The following is a 15,596-nucleotide window of genomic DNA, read 5'->3' as shown; positions in this document are numbered from 1 at the left end:
GCATCAGAATGCGGCACTCAGACCCAGAACCAGACCGCTGCGACCCAGGCTGCGCATGCGCCCCTGGCTGTTGACCGCGCTGTAATAGCGGGCATCGGCCGAAGTTCCCACCCAGGCGGCAGAGGCCGTCCAGGCGCCCCAGGTTTTGGCCAGCGAAACCCGCCAGTCCGCATACGAGACCTCGCTGTAATTGCGCACATGGGTGTAGCCCGCATGCAAGCCCAGCGTGGCCCAGTCGCCCAGCGGATGCTGGTAGTTCAGATCCAGATACTGGCTGCCACGGCTGCTGCCCGCAGGCGTGAGCGCCGTCGCAAAAGCGGAGGCTGCCGTGTTTTCACGCAGGCCGAAGTATGGCGTCAGCGCCACCGACCATTTGACCTGGAGGCCCCCATGCGTGGCGCCCAGATAGGCCTCGGTGGTATCAAAGCGCTGGCTGCTGCCATCGGCGGCATTCAGGCGCGCACCGGGGTAGCGGTAGTGCAGCAGGCCGGCATCCAGTTTCCAGTCTGGCAGCACGTCACCGCGCCAGCCGCCATAGAGATCGTGCTCCAGGCCCTGGCCTTGACCATAGCTGTGGGTGGAGACATTGGACAGCCAGGTTCCCAGATACCAGCCCCGGGGCAAGGCCAGCTCCACGCCGCCTTGCACGGCAGCGCCGCGCCAGGTCTGCGAAATGCCGCGAAAGCGGTAGTCGGACTGCAAGCCCAGGCTGCCGCTGATCACAGGCTGGGATTGCGGCGCATCTTGCGCTACAGAAGACGTAGCTGCTTGCGTAGTCAATTCCTGGGCTTGAGCCATATTTGGCATTGAAAACACACAGGCTAACGCGCCAAAAACCGCAGTCACGGAACGCAGCAACACCAGAGATTTTTTAAAAGAGGGGCACATGATGGAGGAATAACAGAGCCAGCCGCCTCCAGCCCCGGCGCATGGGCGACGGGCATGGAAGGCAGGCAAGGCAACAGACAGAGAAAGCGAGAAGAGAAGACCCAGGCCGACGCTTAGACCAGACCCAGCGCGGCCAGCAGCATGTCGATGAGCTTGATACCGACAAAGGGCACGACCAGCCCGCCCAGGCCATAGATCAGCAGATTGCGGCGCAGCAGCACGGCGGCACCCACGGCGCGGTAGGACACGCCGCGCAAGGCCAGCGGCACCAGGGCGATGATGATCAGTGCATTGAAGATCACCGCACTCAGAATGGCCGAGTCCGCGCTGTGCAGCTGCATCACGTTGAGCGAGGCCAGCTGTGGATAAGTGCCCACGAAGACAGCAGGAATGATGGCGAAATACTTGGCCACATCGTTGGCAATGCTGAAAGTGGTCAGCGCGCCGCGCGTCATCAGCATCTGCTTGCCGGTTTCCACCACCTCGATCAGTTTGGTGGGGTTGCTGTCCAGATCCACCATATTGCCGGCCTCTTTGGCGGCCTGGGTGCCGCTGTTCATGGCCACGGCCACATCGGCCTGGGCCAGGGCCGGTGCGTCATTGGTACCGTCGCCGGTCATGGCCACCAGGCGGCCTGCAGCCTGGTGGCTGCGGATCAGCTGCAGCTTGTCTTCGGGCCTGGCCTCTGCCAGGTAGTCGTCCACCCCGGCTTCGGCGGCAATGGCGGCGGCGGTAAGCGGGTTGTCCCCCGTCACCATCACCGTCTGAATGCCCATGCGGCGCAGCTCGGCAAAGCGCTCGCGCATGCCAGGTTTGACGATGTCCTTGAGCTCGATCACCCCCAGCACCTTGGCCCCATCGGCCACCACAAGCGGCGTGCTGCCCTTGCGCGAGACATTGTCCACCGCCTGCTGCACGGCGGCAGACAAGCTGCCGCCCAGGGCTTCGACATGGCGGCGCACGGCATCGGCCGCGCCTTTGCGCAAGCTGCGCAGGCCCTGGGGTGTGGACAGGTCCACGCCACTCATGCGCGTCTGGGCGGTAAACGGCACGAATTCAGCCTGCAGATCCGCCGTGCTGCGTTCGGGCAGGCCGTGGCGTTCTCTGGCCAGAGCCACCACGCTGCGGCCTTCAGGGGTTTCATCTGCCAGGGATGACAGCTGGGCCGCCTCGGCCAATTGCTGGGCACTCACGCCGGGGGCGGGAAAGAACTCGCTGGCCTGGCGATTGCCCAGGGTGATGGTGCCGGTCTTGTCCAGCAGCAACACATCCACATCGCCGGCCGCCTCCACGGCTCGGCCCGACGTGGCAATCACATTGGCCTGCATCATGCGGCTCATGCCTGCCACGCCAATCGCCGACAGCAAGCCGCCAATCGTGGTCGGAATCAGGCACACCAGCAGCGCCACCAGCACCGCAATGCCGACCACCGAGCCGCTACCGGCCTGCGCCACGGCAAAGACCGAGAAGGGCCACAGCGTGACGATGACCAACAAGAACACCAGAGTCAGACCCACCAGCAGGATGGACAGCGCCAGCTCGTTGGGCGTTTTCTGGCGCTTAGCCGATTCGACCATGGAGATCATGCGATCCAGAAACGACTCGCCAGGGTTGACGGTGACTTCCATCACCAGCCAGTCGGACAGCACGCGTGTACCGCCGGTGACAGATGAAAAATCACCACCGGCCTCCCGGATCACCGGAGCCGACTCGCCGGTAATCGCGCTTTCGTCCACCGAGGCCACGCCTGCGATGACCGTGCCGTCCAGCGCAATCACATCGCCGGCTTCCACCAGCAAGGTCACGCCCTTGCGCAGCTCGCTGGCACGCATGGGAATCCAGGAGCTTTCATAGCGCGGCTGCTGCAGCACCTTGGCCACGGTGTCGCGCTTCATGCCGCGCAGGCTGGCGGCCTGGGCGCGGCTGCGGCCCTCGGCCAGCGCTTCAGCAAAGTTGGCAAACAGCACGGTAAACCACAGCCACAGCGCAATCGCCAGCGTAAAGCCCAGGTTCTCGCTGCCCGGCTCCATCAAGCCCTGCACCCACAGCAAACTGGTCAGCATGGCGCCCAGATAGACCACGAACATCACCGGGTTGGCCCACTGCGTGCGTGGGGACAGCTTGCACACCGCACCCCACAAGGCAGAGCGCACCAGCTTGGCATCGAACAGGCTGCTGCCTGCCTTCATATTCTTGTTGCTCATGGCTTACTCCTTGGCCGCAGCGGCGGTGACGGCAGGTTTGCCCAAGGCATCCAGCGCCAGATTCAGCTGCAGCACATTCACCCGTGGCTCGCCCAGAAAAAACAGGCTGCGTTGCTCGGTGCTCTGGCTCACCAGTTGCTGCAGCTGCGCCAGCGTCAAGCCGCGTTCGCTGGCTACGCGCGGCAGCTGCAACGCGGCATTGGCCGGCGAGATATGGGGATCGAGGCCCGAGGCCGAAGCCGTCACCGCATCCACAGGCACGGCGGCCCCGGCGGCCAGACCGTTGTCGGCGCGGTACTGCGCCACGCGAGCGGCCACGGTCTCGGCCAGATCCTTGTGGGTTACGCCCTGATTGCTGGCACCCGATGCACCGGCGTTGTAGGGCGTGGCGATGCTGGCGCCCTCCTTGACGGGATCAGGCCCCAGGGTGGCACTGGGTCGACCGTGGAAATAGGCCGCAGCATCGAATTGCTGGCCAATCAGGGCCGAGCCCACGATCTGGCCGTCACGCATCACCAGGCTGCCATTGGCTGCCTGCGGAAACACGGCCTGGGCCACGCCCGTGGTCAGCAGCGGGTAGGCAATGCCGGTGACCAGCATCACCAGCACTGCGGCGCGCACGCTGCTGCCCAGGAGTTGTCCCCAGGAACTGGGCTGCGACTCAACATCTGCCACCACAGCAAGCGGTGCGGACAGGGAAAAAGAAGAAGAGGATTTCATAGCTTGCTCCTTGGCGCGAGGCGGGCCCCGCTCCTTTGGCAAAAGTTCTCGTTACGCGTACAACTGAGCGACCAGCATCTGCAGATGCTCAATCACCGGGCCCAGCGCCAAGCTGGGCAGGAAGGTGAGCCCACCGACCACCAGCACCACGAACACCAGCAGCCCCATGAACAGCGGCGTGGCCGTGGGAAACGTGCCAGGGCCGGCTGGTACCGTGGCTTTGGCAGCCATGCTGCCGGCCACGGCCAGCAGGGGCAGCAGCGTCAGAAAGCGTCCGGCGATCATGGCCAGGCCAATCGTGGTGTTAAAGAATGGCGTGTTGGCGTTCAGCCCCGCAAAAGCCGAACCGTTATTGGCCGTGGCCGAGGCATAGGCGTACAGAATTTCAGAAAAGCCATGCGGGCCGCGGTTGTTCAGACTGGCGGCCGCATCGGGCCACAGCGCGGCCAGCGCGGTGAAGCCCAGGATGGCCGCCGGATGGGCCAGCACCGAGAGCATGACGAGCTTGATCTCGCGTACCTCGATCTTCTTGCCCAGGAATTCGGGCGTGCGGCCAATCATCATGCCGGCCAGAAACACCGTGAGGATGGCGTACTGAATCAGGTTGATCAGTCCCACGCCGTCGCCGCCGAACACACAGTTGAGCATCATCAGCGCCAGCGGCGTGATGCTGCCCAGCGGCGTCAGCGAATCGTGCATGGCATTGACCGAGCCCGTGGTCGCGGCCGTGGTGGTGGTCACAAACAAGGCGGTGTCGGCAATGCCGAAACGCAGCTCCTTGCCTTCCATATTGCCGCCGGACTGGGTCTGACTCCATTGCTGGTCGGCCCCTGCACGTGCCAGCAAATCGCTGCCACCCTGCTCTGCCACAAACACCAGGCTCAAGAAGCCGATGAAGATCACCATGCAGGCACCGAACAGCACCCAGCCTTGGCGGCGGCGCAGCAGCATGGAGCCGAAGGCATAGGTCATGGCGGCAGGAATCAGCAGCATCGAGAGGATGTGCAGCACATTGGTCAGCGGCGTGGGGTTTTCAAACGGGTGCGCCGCGTTCATGCTGAAGAAGCCGCCACCGTTGGTGCCCAAGTGCTTGATGCTCTCCAGGCTGGCCACGGGGCCCATCAACAGCTGCTGACGTGCGCCTTCCAGCGTGGTGGCCACGGCCTCGGTACCCAGGGTTTGCGGAATGCCCTGCCATACATAGACCAGAGCCATCACCAGGGACAGGGGCAGCAGCACGCGCCACAGCACGCGCACATAGTCCACCCAGTAATTGCCCACGTCCTTGCTGCTAGAGCGGGCCAGACCGCGCACAAAGCCGGCGCCCGCTGCGACACCGGTAGTCGCACCGGCAAACATCAGAAAGGTGATCGCCGCCATCTGCGTGGCATTGCTGAGGCTGCTCTCGCCTGCGTAGGCCTGCCAGTTGGTGTTGGTGATGAAGGACGCTGCCGTGTTGAAAGCCAGGTGCGGCTCTTGCGCCGCAATCTCCAACGGGTTCAGCGGCAACCAGCCCTGTAGCCGCAGGATCAGATAGCCCAGCAACATCATCGCCGCATTGCTCAGCACCAGGGCCACGGCATAGCGCTGCCAGCCCATGCGCTCTTGAGGATTGACGCCCAGGGCGCCATACGTCAGCCGTTCCAGCCAGGTGTGATGCTCGCTGGTAAAACAGCGTGCCAGCCATTGGCCCATGACCACGGCGAGCAGTGTCATGACCGTGAGGACCACGGCAAATTCCATCCAGGGTAACCACATGATGACGCCCCCTTCAGATACGCACCAAGGCGCGTACAAAGCCCAGCAGGGCCACGAAGCAGACAACCGTGAGGCTGACAAAGATCAGGTCTTGTAGTGCATGCATGACAGTCCCCTCAGAAGTTCTCGGGGCGCAGCAGCGCATAGCCCAAATAGGCAAACAGCCCCAGCGCCACAATGGCGGCCAGGGCTTCAATCCAGCTAGTAGTCATTTATTTCCTCCCGCAAGCCCTTTGCTGGGCTGAGTTGCGATGGAGAAAATGTAGAAATTAACCCGTCAAGAGCGGATAGAGATTGCCAGGCGCGGTATCAAGACCGCATCAAGATGCGGGGGGCTCCGGGACGGCCTGCTTGCCCAGCCATTGCAGGCGCAGCACCAGGGCGACCACCAGGGCCAGCACCAGCAGCGCCACCTGCCCCACGCCAGTCCAGCCCCAGCGCGACCAGAACCAGCCCGCGCCGGCACCCAGCACGCTGGAGCCCATGTAATAGCCCCAGAGATACAGCGAGGAAGCATGGCCTTTGGCCTGGGTGGCAAGACGCCCTACCCAGCTGCTGGCCACGGAGTGCGAGACAAAAAAACCGGCGGTGAGCAGCACAATGCCCAGCACGATGACGGCCAGAGGCTGGAACATGGTCAACACCACGCCGGCGGCCATGATCAGGGTGCCGGCAATCAGCACCGGGCCGCGCCCCAGCTTGTCGGCCAGTCCGCCCGCAATCGGCGATGCCACCATGCCGAACAGATAGGCATAGAACACATAGCTGATCTGCAGCTGGTTCAGGCCATAGGGTGGAGCACTGAGAAAAAAGCCGGCGTAGTTGTAAATGCTGACAAACACCCCCATCAGACCAAAAGCTATCAAAAACAGCAGCGGCAAGCCCTGGTGCTGCAGATGCCTGCCCCAGGCCTGCAGATGGTGGCGGGCTCCCAGACCGCTTTTTTTGACAAAGTTGCGCGAGTTGGGCAGCAGCAAGACAAAGCCCAGCGCCGCCAGCAGATCCAGCACCGAGAGCGCGGCGAGCGCATGGCGCCAGCCCCAGAACTCCGTCATGGCGCTCATGCCCACGCGGCCCAGCATGCCACCCAGCGCCGTGCCGCCCACATACAGGCCCATGGCAAAACCCAGGCCCTTGGGATCGATTTCCTCAGACAGATAAGCCATAGCCACGGCCGGCACGCCGCCCAGCAAGATGCCCTCCAGCGCGCGGGCCGCCAGCAGCGCATGCCAATGCGGCAGATAGGAGGCCACCAGATTGCACACGGCGGCCAGCGCCATGGAGATGAACATCAGCTTGCGCCGCCCCAGACCTTCGGACAGCGCACCGGCCAGCACGATAGAAACCGCCAGGCAGGCCGTGGAAACCGACAGCGCCAGCGCACTCTGGGCAGGGCTCACGGCAAAGGTCTGGGCCAGTGCCGGCAACAGAGGCTGCACGCAGTACAGCAGCGAGAAGGTGGCGAAACCCGCCAGGAACAAGGCCAGGCTGACGCGCAGATATTCGCGCGTTCCGCGCTCAATCCATACAGCAGCAGGCGCGGCCTGAAACTCTGGAGCGGAGGAAGGATTCACATCCTGCGTGGCGCGATTCATGGCGGGCAATACGATCCTGGAAATACGGTCTTGGGGTTTAGCGCTGCATTGTGCGCCGCATACCCGCTCTCTGCCCGTCACCGACGGTTCTGTACCGGGCACTAACCTGCCTGCGGCCAAAGAATTGGCTGGCCTATAAAATGGCGTCCTTCGAGGAATTCCATCACCGCCTGCGACCAGAGACAGCAGGCCTTGGCTGGCAAACCTTGCGCGGTCGGCCCCCTTGCCTGCCACCCCTCTTTCAGCATGACAGCCGCTGCCGCAGGCTGTCCACTTTGCATTCAATACCGTGTCATACGCCCCAGAAACCCGGCGCCGTCGTACGTTCGCCATCATCTCCCACCCGGATGCGGGTAAGACCACGCTGACCGAAAAGCTGCTGCTGTTCTCGGGCGCGATCCAGATTGCCGGCGCGGTGAAGGGGCGCAAGGCCAGCCGCCACGCCACCTCCGACTGGATGGAAATTGAAAAGCAACGTGGTATCTCGGTGGCCTCCTCGGTCATGCAGATGAGCTACCGCGACCATGTGATCAACCTGCTCGACACGCCCGGCCACAAGGACTTCTCGGAAGACACCTACCGCGTGCTGACGGCAGTGGATTCGGCACTGATGGTGATTGACGCGGCCAACGGCGTGGAATCGCAGACCCGCCGCCTGATCGAAGTTTGCCGCCAGCGCAACACGCCCATCATCACCTTCGTCAACAAGTTTGACCGTGAAGTGCGCGACCCGCTGGACATCATGGACGAAGTGGAGCGCGAGCTAGGCATGCCCTGCTGCCCCATCACCTGGCCTGTGGGCCAGGGCAAGAGCTTTGGCGGCATCATCAATCTGCGCACGCAGAGCATGACGGTGTTCACCCCCGGCAGCGACCGCGGCCCCAAGGACTTCGAAGTCATTCCTCTGAGCGAGGCCGACAAGCTGCGCGCGCGCTTCGGCCAGGCTTTTGACGATGCGCTGGAATCCATGGAGCTGGCCGTTGGCGCCTCGGCCGAGTGGGACCACGAAGCCTTTCTGGCCGGCAAGCTGACGCCCGTGTTCTTCGGCTCGGGTGTGAACAACTTCGGTGTGATGGAAGTGCTGGATGCCGTGGTCGACATGTCGCCCCCGCCCGGCCCGCGCGTGGCCTTCACGGAAGTGAACCGCAACCGCGAAGAGAAAATCGTTCGCCCCGAGGATAAGAGCTTCTCCGGCGTGGTGTTCAAGGTCCAGGCCAATATGGACAGCAACCACCGCGACCGTATCGCCTTTGTGCGCGTGGCCTCGGGCAAGTACACCCCGGGCATGAAGATGAAGGTGCAGCGCACCGGCAAGGAACTGCGTCCCACCTCGGTGGTGACCTTTATGTCCCAGCGCCGCGAGGCCGTGGACGAAGCTTACGCCGGCGACATCATCGGTTTCACCATCCACGGCGGCGTGCAGCTGGGCGACTCCATCACCGACGGCCCCAGCCTGCAGTTCACCGGACTGCCCTTCTTCGCACCCGAAATGTTCATGACCGTGGTGCTCAAGAACCCGCTGCGCACCAAGCAGCTGCAGCAAGGTCTGATGCAGCTGGGCGAAGAAGGTGCGATCCAGGTGTTCAAGCCCGATGTGGGCGGCAACATGTTGCTGGGCGCCGTGGGTCAGCTGCAGTTCGAAGTGGTGCAACACCGCCTGAAGACCGAGTACGACTGCGATGTGCGCCTGGAAGGCTGCCAGTACACAGGCGCACGCTGGATCACGGCCGACTCGCCCGCCGAACTGCGCGAGTTTGAAAACGCCTACCCCATGCGCCTGGCGCACGATGCGGCCGACACCCTGGCCTATCTGTGCACCAGCCCCTATGACGTGCGCCTGGCACAGGAGCGTTTCCCCAAGATTCACTTCCATCCGCTGCGCGAGCACGCTGGCCTGAGCTTAGGCTCAGCGAACTGAGCCTCTCCCCCTGAGGCGCTGCGCGCCTTCCCCCTCTCTCGATGCCTTGCAGCGGGAGGGGGACGACATCCTCGCTGCGGGGGCGGCCCTTGCTCGATGTCTCTGAGCAAGGGCCGCTCTGTTTCAGCAGCGTGAAACTGAGAAAGTTTTTTGTGAGCAACGAATTTCTGCGCCCCTTGTCTGAACTGACGGTTCCGTCGAACCTGCTGGGCGTGCTGACCGATATCGACGACACCCTGACCACCGACGGCGTGGTGCCCGAGCACGTGGTGGCCGCCATTGCACGCCTGAAGGCTGCGGGTCTCAAGGTCGTGCCCATCACCGGCCGTCCCGTGGGCTGGAGCGTGCCTTTTGCCAGCGCCTGGCCCGTGGATGCCATCGTGGCCGAAAACGGCGCCGTGGCCTTGCGCCCCAATGGCACAGGCGGACTGGACAAGCTCTACCAACAAGACAGCGAGGAACGCGCCAGCAACTTTACCAAGATGCAGCAAGTGCTGGAGCAGATCGAAGCCACGGTGCCCGGCGCCAGCCGCGCCACCGACTCGGCCGGCCGCGAATGCGATATTGCGGTGGACCACAGCGAGTTCACCCATATGCCCCAGGCCCAGATCGATGCCTGCGTGGCCATCATGAAGGCGGCAGGCATGAATGCCACTGTCAGCTCCATCCACATCAACGGCTGGTTTGGCGAGCACAACAAGCTCGAAGGCGCACGCTGGATTGTGGATGCGCTGTTCGGCATCAACCTCGACGCCACGCTGGACCAGTGGATCTACATCGGCGACTCCACCAATGACCAGCTGATGTTCCAGAGCATGCCCCTGTCCGTGGGCGTGGCCAATATCGAGCGCTTTGTGCCCCAGCTGCAGCATCTGCCACGCCATATGACCCAAGCCGAACGCGGCGAGGGCTTTGTGCAGCTGGCAGACCACATTCTGGCTACTCAAAAATAAGAGCTAATAGCGCTTGCAGATCATTGATTTCAGATATTTTTAATGCTGAAATCAATCAAATAAAAGCGCCCGCAGCTCTCAAATTAAAAAAGCCCGCAGCCATTGGCTAACGGGCTTTTGCTATGGGCGTGAAGAATCAAGCGCCGACGATGGCGGACACGTCCAGCACATACATCTGGCGCTGGTTCTCGTGTACCGAGTCTATGCACACCTGCTTGCCGTCGCGGCTCCAGCGCGGGTGCAAATCGCAGCGGTTTTCCTTGCTCAGACCGGGGCTGGCAAAGAAGCTGCCCAGATTGCGGCGCTCGCCAGTCTGCATGTCGAACAGGAACAGAAAGCGCTCATGCGTCTTGTCGTCAGGATAGGTGTCGCTGAGCATCCAGCGCGTGCTCACCGGCGAGAAGGTCATATGACCGTTTTCCACCAGCACGTCACGGCCTATCACCTGCACTTCGCCACCCTCTACATCGTGATAGAGGTGGTAGTGGATCTCACCGGCGTGCGGCCCCCAGACGATGATGTGCGCGTCGTCCTGCCACAGCGGGTGCGAGATCTGGTATTCGGACTTTTCATAGTCGAAAGTACCCACGGCAGCGGGATCGAAATCATCGGCCAGCTGCGGCAACGGATGGTCCGAGCACTCTAGCAGACGCATGTCCGAGCCGTCGGGATTCATGGTGATCAAACGGTGCAGAAAGCAGGTCTCGTCCTTGACACGCTCGGTCCAGCGGTGCAGGAACAGAATGCGCGAGGAGGCGGGATTGATCTCGATGTGGCTGACCCAGTGGATGGCCTTGTCCATCGACGCCTTGTGATGAAAAGCCTTGAGCTCGCCGTAGCTGACCAGCAACTGCGCTGCGCCGCTGGCGATGTCCATGCGCCAGATACCGTCGTCTGCAGGGGCCAGAGTCAGCTCGAACGGGCCGCCCGCTTCGCTGTAGCCAATGGTCTCGTGCGTCACATACAGGCGGCGATAGTTGACCGACAGTGCCCAGGCGCTGCTGGGCGCCACCACATACACGGGCATGGGCAGCACGCGGCGCTCCTGCGTATCCACATCCACCACCACGGCGCCAAAGCCGGGGTAGCGGGCACTCATGTCGCCGGTGCGGTCGTTGTAGATCAGCTTGCGGCCCTGGGCGCCATCCAGCCATTGCAGCTGACTGCCCATCTGCCAGTTCCAGGCGCCGGTTTCGCCCACGGCATGAAAGCGGTCGCCGTTCTCGGTATCGAAATAGCCGATCGTGGCCTTGACTTCGGGCGTCAGATACTGGTCCATCCAGGGCGTGCGCTGGCCAGTGATCAGGCGATTGGTCTTGTCCCAGTTGGACTTGTTGTAGTAGCCGAAAAAGTGGTGCTGGCTGCCGTCACCCACGCGGCGGCAGGGTACGAACTGGTCAGGGGCAGATGTCGTCATGGCAATGCTTGCAAGAATCAAAAATACGCAGCCGCAATCTCCAACAAATGGCTTGCGGCCGAAACACGCGGTTCATGCATGACGGTCGTGCTTGGTGCACGCCGTCAGCAGGAGGGCGCAAATCAGTTGGCCGTGATCTGGCCTTGGGCAATCACATGGTCCCAGCGCTTTTTTTCGCGGGCCACAAAGGCCTGGGCATCGGGCAAGGAGTTGGCAACGGCGCTCATGCCCTGATCCTGCAATCCCTTGCGGAACTCGGGCGTGTTGATCACCTTGCGCACATCGGCGCTGATTTTTTGCACCACCGCTTCCGGCACCTTGGAAGAGACCGCCACCGTGGTCCAGGAGGTGGCCACATAGTCCTTCATGCCGGCTTCGGGCGCGGTGGGTACATCCGGCAACGCGGCCAGGCGCTCCTTGCTGGTCACGGCCAGGGCCTTGAGCTTGCCGCCCTTGATATGGGCCAGCACCGTGGGCGGGTTCTCGAACATCAGCTGGATCTGACCGCCCAGCAAATCATTGAGCGCTGCCGAGCTGCCGCGATACGGCACGTGAACAATCGGTGCACCGGACTGCATCTTGTACAGCTCGCCCATCATGTGCACCGATGAGCCGACACCGGCCGAACCGAAGTTGATGCTGCCAGCCTCCTTCTTGGCCATGGCCGTCAGCTCCTGCAGATTCTTCACCGGCAGGCCGGGCGTGGCCACCACCACATGGGGCATCTCTGCCAGCACGGTGACCACGCGCAATTCCTTGGCCGGGTCGTAAGGCAGTTTTTTGTACACGCCGTAAGCCGCGTGCAGACCGATGGAACCCACCATCAGCGTATAGCCGTCAGCGGGCTGGTCGGCCACGTATTTGCCGCCCAGGTGGCCGCCGGCGCCCGGCTTGTTTTCCACCACCACCGGCTGGCCCCACATGCGACCCAGCTTGTCGGCCAGCATGCGTGCCTGCACATCGGAGCTGCCGCCGGCGGTAAAGGGCACGATGATGCGCACCTGGCGCGAGGGGTTGGGGTAGGCGCCGTCGTCTGCCCAGGCGGTTGCAGAGCCTGCCAGCAAGAGAGCGGCCACGGCAGCCAGGCCCAGTTGGCGGCGGCTTGTAGAGCGGTTCATAGTCAAACTCCTTGGATCGAGGTGCCTGTCTCGCGAAACCGATGACAAGCGCCTGCTTTTTTTGTGAATGAACTGCAGTGTAGAAATTCGCGCCTACTCGGAAAAATTCATTTTTAAGCGGCAGCTATACAAGATTGGTATACCTTTGAGCCGTGTGTTCTCCATGCAGCGGTAGCTGCCCCGCCTATGTCCCGTCCTTTGAACTTTCGTGAAATCGAAGCCTTTCGCGCCGTCATGCAAACCGGCACGACCACGGCTGCCGCTCAGCTGCTGCACACCACGCAACCCTCCATCAGCCGCCTGCTGACCCAGATGCAGGCCGGTGCCGGCCTGAAGCTGTTTGACATGCACAAAGGCCGCTTGCGCCCCACAGCCGAAGCCATAGAACTGTTTGCCACCGTGCAGCAACACTTTGTGGGCCTGGATCGCATAGAGCGCGACCTGCAAGGCCTGCGCCAGTCCGGTGCGGGCGCTCTGCGTATAGGCTGCACCCCGGCGCTAGGCCTGTCGGTATTGCCGGCCGTGGTCCACCGCTTTCTGCAGCGCTATCCCGGCACCCATGTGAGTCTGCAGACCCTGGGTACCACACATCTGCGCGAAGGCCTGCTGCTGGGACGATTCGATCTGGTGGTCAGCACCATGGCCATCGCCTCGCCGGAATTCAATGCCAGCGTTCTGCACGGCACGCAGGCGGTTTGCGTCATGCGCCCCGATCACCCTCTGGCCCAGCGCGAAAGCCTGCATGTCAAGGATCTGCATGACCAGCCGCTGCTGACCCTGAACGCCGACGACAACATCTTTTTGCAGCTGCAGCACACCATGCAGGCCCACGGTGTGCTGCCGCGCTCGACCATAGAGACCACCTACTCCGCCACCATCTGCTGCCTGGCCGCGCAGGGCGCCGGCCTGGGCGTGGTCAATCCCTATGTGGCGGCCACCTTTGCCCAGGGCCTGTGCATACGCCCTTTTCTGCCGCGCTGCACGGTGGACGTGGTGCTGGCCCTGCCCAATCATCAGGCGCCGTCGGAGCGCGCCGAGTATGTAATCGCACTGCTGCGCGAGCAATCGGCAGCCATGCTCAAGCCGGTCTGAAAGCCGGGCCGGACACCGCGACTGAGCGAGCTCCCATCGCCAACCGCGATGTCGCGCACCTTACATGACGCCCCCCTTGCAGGGGGGGGCCAAGGGCTTGGCCCTCACTACAATCTTTGGATTCATTTTGTCTAGAAGACACACAGGGAGAGAGCACTGCTATGCGCATGATTCGTCGCACTTTTGTTGCCACCGCCGTGGCTGCCACCGCAGCCATGTCCGCCGGTGCCGCTTTTGCCCAAGCCAAGGAAGTCAAGATCGGCTACGCCCTGGCAGTGAACTCCCACTACGGTGCAGCAGCCAACGCCTGGGCCGAAAGCGTGGAAAAAGGCACGAACGGCGCCTACAAGCTCAAGCAGTTCCCGGCCTCTGCACTGGGTGGCGAGCGCGAACTGATCGAAGGCCTGCAGCTGGGCACCGTGGAGGCGGCCATCGTCTCCACAGGCGCACTGAGCAACTTTGTGCCCGATGTGGGCGTGGTGGACATCCCCTTCCTGTTCCGCGACACCCAGCACGCCCGTGCGGTGATGGACGGCGCCTTCGGCCAGGACTTGCTGGCCAAATTCCAGAAGCGTGGCCTGGTGGCTCTGGCCTGGGGTGAGCAAGGCTTTCGCCACCTCTCCAACAACAAGCATGCCGTCAACGGCGTGCCCGACCTCAAGGGCCTGAAGATCCGCGTCACCGAGAACCCCGTGCACATCACGGCTTTCCGTACGCTGGGTGCATCGCCCACGCCCATGTCCTGGCCCGAAGTGATCGGCGCCTTGCAGCAAGGCACGATTGACGGTCAGGAGAACCCCATCTCGGTGCTGGTGTCCGCCAAGCTGTGGCAGGTGCAAAAGCATTTGACGCTGACTTCGCACGTCTACGCCCCCATGGCGCTGATCGTCTCGCCTTCGTTCTGGGGCTCGCTCAATGCGGCGCAGAAGACGGCCTTCACCGAAGGCGCCAAGAAGGGCGCGCTGGCCTCGCGCGGCTTTGTGGATGCCGTGGAAAAGAAGGGCGTTGAAGAAGCCAAGGCCAATGGCATGAAGGTGGTCGAGAAGGTCGATCAAACCGCCTTCCGCACGGCGCTGGAGCCCGCGTACAAGGAGTACGCCAAGAAGTTTGGCCAGAAGACTCTGGACTCGATTACCGCCACCAAGTAAGCGGGCCATGCAAAGCAAAGCCGGCACCATCGGTTGCCGGCTTTTTTGCTTGATGCCTGCCCTCCGCTGTTGCGGTCATTACGGATGGTTTTATTCAAGCCACGCCGCATGATGGCGCAGCCCTCATTTCCGTGACATTGGCCGGCACCTGCATGGCCAAACCATAGCCTCACGCACCCTCCTCCTATGCTTGATCGTATTGAACGCACGCTGGTGGCTTGCAACCGCTGGCTGCTGATTTTGCTGTTGCTGGCCATGGCCTGCATCGTGTTTGCCAACGTTATCTTGCGCTACACCACGGGCGACTCCATTGTCTGGGCCGAAGAAGTGGCCCGTCACATGATGATCTGGGTCACCTTCCTGGGCGCCGGCCTGGTGCTGCGATTTGGCGGCCATGTGGCGATTGACAATCTGCACCGCAGCGTGGGTACGCGCAGCGCGCAAATCATCCGCGCCATTGTGGTCGTGGGGCTGGGCGTGTTCTTCCTGGTGATGAGCGTGGCCTCGTCGCAGTACGTGTACGCCACACGCTTTCAGACCACGGCGGCAACCGACATCCCCATCTCCTATATCTACGCGGCCATGCCGGTGGGCTTTTTGCTGATGTTTGTCCATCTGCTCTTCATCGCCCGTGGCTATATCAAGGCAGGCGACTTTGCCGAGTCCGACGAAATGGACGCCGACGCAGCTGCCTCGATATGAAACACCCCCTGAGCAGCTTCGCCGCTTCCCCCTCTCTCGCTGCGCGGGACGGAGACGACACCTTCGGTGCGGGGCGGCCCTTC

Annotated in this window: 13 protein-coding genes; 5 read left to right on the top strand and 8 right to left on the bottom strand. The window is 62.7% G+C overall.

Annotated elements, in window-relative coordinates; translation table 11 throughout:
- Positions 1-3: 3 nt before the first annotated feature.
- The 6 genes from EAO39_RS03630 to EAO39_RS03605 all read right to left on the bottom strand — a co-directional run bounded on the left by EAO39_RS03630 (position 4) and on the right by EAO39_RS03605 (position 7,165).
- Positions 4-798 carry a TorF family putative porin gene (locus EAO39_RS03630; protein WP_240466888.1) on the bottom strand — a complete coding sequence of 265 codons (795 nt, stop codon included), beginning with the start codon at positions 796-798 and terminating at the stop codon, positions 4-6.
- Between the two features lie 203 nt (positions 799-1,001).
- A complete protein-coding gene (kdpB, locus tag EAO39_RS03625) occupies positions 1,002-3,092 on the bottom strand; it encodes a potassium-transporting ATPase subunit KdpB (RefSeq protein ID WP_120966196.1) in 2,091 nt (696 codons plus the stop codon).
- Positions 3,093-3,095: 3 nt separating this feature from the next.
- Positions 3,096-3,812 carry a K(+)-transporting ATPase subunit C gene (gene kdpC / locus EAO39_RS03620; protein WP_120966195.1) on the bottom strand — a complete coding sequence of 239 codons (717 nt, stop codon included), beginning with the start codon at positions 3,810-3,812 and terminating at the stop codon, positions 3,096-3,098.
- A gap of 51 nt (positions 3,813-3,863) precedes the next feature.
- Positions 3,864-5,570 (bottom strand): potassium-transporting ATPase subunit KdpA, encoded by a 1,707-nt coding sequence (kdpA, locus tag EAO39_RS03615; RefSeq protein ID WP_120966194.1) that lies wholly within the window; start codon positions 5,568-5,570, stop codon positions 3,864-3,866.
- Positions 5,571-5,686: 116 nt separating this feature from the next.
- A complete protein-coding gene (gene kdpF, locus EAO39_RS03610) occupies positions 5,687-5,782 on the bottom strand; it encodes a K(+)-transporting ATPase subunit F (protein ID WP_120966193.1) in 96 nt (31 codons plus the stop codon).
- Between the two features lie 108 nt (positions 5,783-5,890).
- Entirely contained in the window at positions 5,891-7,165 is a 1,275-nt protein-coding gene (locus EAO39_RS03605) for an MFS transporter (protein ID WP_120966192.1), read from the bottom strand.
- 289 nt (positions 7,166-7,454) lie between these two features.
- Between EAO39_RS03605 and EAO39_RS03600 the strand changes: the two genes are divergently transcribed.
- Together EAO39_RS03600 and EAO39_RS03595 are read left to right on the top strand one after the other, a co-directional pair.
- Positions 7,455-9,083: a peptide chain release factor 3 gene (locus tag EAO39_RS03600; protein ID WP_120966191.1), complete on the top strand. Its 1,629-nt coding sequence runs from the start codon at positions 7,455-7,457 to the stop codon at positions 9,081-9,083.
- Positions 9,084-9,235: 152 nt separating this feature from the next.
- Positions 9,236-10,036, top strand: coding sequence for an HAD-IIB family hydrolase (locus tag EAO39_RS03595; RefSeq protein WP_120970639.1), 801 nt, complete (start codon positions 9,236-9,238; stop codon positions 10,034-10,036).
- Positions 10,037-10,172: 136 nt separating this feature from the next.
- Here EAO39_RS03595 and EAO39_RS03590 read toward each other — a convergent pair whose 3' ends face one another.
- The gene (locus EAO39_RS03590; protein ID WP_120970637.1) at positions 10,173-11,453 is read right to left on the bottom strand and encodes a hypothetical protein; all 1,281 of its coding nucleotides are present in this window, start codon (positions 11,451-11,453) and stop codon (positions 10,173-10,175) included.
- A gap of 122 nt (positions 11,454-11,575) precedes the next feature.
- Positions 11,576-12,571, bottom strand: a complete 996-nt coding sequence (locus EAO39_RS03585) for a tripartite tricarboxylate transporter substrate binding protein (RefSeq protein ID WP_120966190.1) — start codon at positions 12,569-12,571, stop codon at positions 11,576-11,578.
- A 186-nt stretch (positions 12,572-12,757) separates the two neighbouring features.
- On the opposite strand from EAO39_RS03585, the gene EAO39_RS03580 reads away from it, so the two are divergent.
- The 3 genes from EAO39_RS03580 to EAO39_RS03570 all read left to right on the top strand — a co-directional run bounded on the left by EAO39_RS03580 (position 12,758) and on the right by EAO39_RS03570 (position 15,513).
- On the top strand, positions 12,758-13,663 hold the full coding sequence (locus EAO39_RS03580; RefSeq protein WP_120966189.1) for a LysR substrate-binding domain-containing protein: 906 nt from the start codon (positions 12,758-12,760) through the stop codon (positions 13,661-13,663).
- 161 nt (positions 13,664-13,824) lie between these two features.
- Entirely contained in the window at positions 13,825-14,811 is a 987-nt protein-coding gene (locus EAO39_RS03575) for a TRAP transporter substrate-binding protein (protein WP_120966188.1), read from the top strand.
- 186 nt (positions 14,812-14,997) lie between these two features.
- Positions 14,998-15,513, top strand: coding sequence for a TRAP transporter small permease (locus EAO39_RS03570; RefSeq protein ID WP_120966187.1), 516 nt, complete (start codon positions 14,998-15,000; stop codon positions 15,511-15,513).
- The last annotated feature ends 83 nt before the right edge of the window (positions 15,514-15,596 follow it).

This window comes from Comamonas sp. lk (assembly GCF_900564145.1).
Taxonomy (GTDB): Bacteria; Pseudomonadota; Gammaproteobacteria; order Burkholderiales; family Burkholderiaceae_C; genus Comamonas.
The sequence above is the reverse complement of the archived record's forward strand: the minus strand, read 5'-3'. Positions and strand labels throughout refer to the sequence as shown.

What these genes read in the sequence shown, in the direction of transcription:
- kdpA (WP_120966194.1), bottom strand. Translation starts at nt 5,570, where the DNA reads ATGTGGTTACCCTGGATGGAATTTGCCGTGGTCCTCACGGTCATGACA.
- kdpC (WP_120966195.1), bottom strand. Translation starts at nt 3,812, where the DNA reads ATGAAATCCTCTTCTTCTTTTTCCCTGTCCGCACCGCTTGCTGTGGTG.
- EAO39_RS03630 (WP_240466888.1), bottom strand. Translation starts at nt 798, where the DNA reads ATGGCTCAAGCCCAGGAATTGACTACGCAAGCAGCTACGTCTTCTGTA.
- EAO39_RS03585 (WP_120966190.1), bottom strand. Translation starts at nt 12,571, where the DNA reads ATGAACCGCTCTACAAGCCGCCGCCAACTGGGCCTGGCTGCCGTGGCC.
- EAO39_RS03590 (WP_120970637.1), bottom strand. Translation starts at nt 11,453, where the DNA reads ATGACGACATCTGCCCCTGACCAGTTCGTACCCTGCCGCCGCGTGGGT.
- kdpB (WP_120966196.1), bottom strand. Translation starts at nt 3,092, where the DNA reads ATGAGCAACAAGAATATGAAGGCAGGCAGCAGCCTGTTCGATGCCAAG.
- EAO39_RS03580 (WP_120966189.1), top strand. Translation starts at nt 12,758, where the DNA reads ATGTCCCGTCCTTTGAACTTTCGTGAAATCGAAGCCTTTCGCGCCGTC.
- EAO39_RS03575 (WP_120966188.1), top strand. Translation starts at nt 13,825, where the DNA reads ATGCGCATGATTCGTCGCACTTTTGTTGCCACCGCCGTGGCTGCCACC.
- kdpF (WP_120966193.1), bottom strand. Translation starts at nt 5,782, where the DNA reads ATGACTACTAGCTGGATTGAAGCCCTGGCCGCCATTGTGGCGCTGGGG.
- EAO39_RS03605 (WP_120966192.1), bottom strand. Translation starts at nt 7,165, where the DNA reads ATGAATCGCGCCACGCAGGATGTGAATCCTTCCTCCGCTCCAGAGTTT.
- EAO39_RS03570 (WP_120966187.1), top strand. Translation starts at nt 14,998, where the DNA reads ATGCTTGATCGTATTGAACGCACGCTGGTGGCTTGCAACCGCTGGCTG.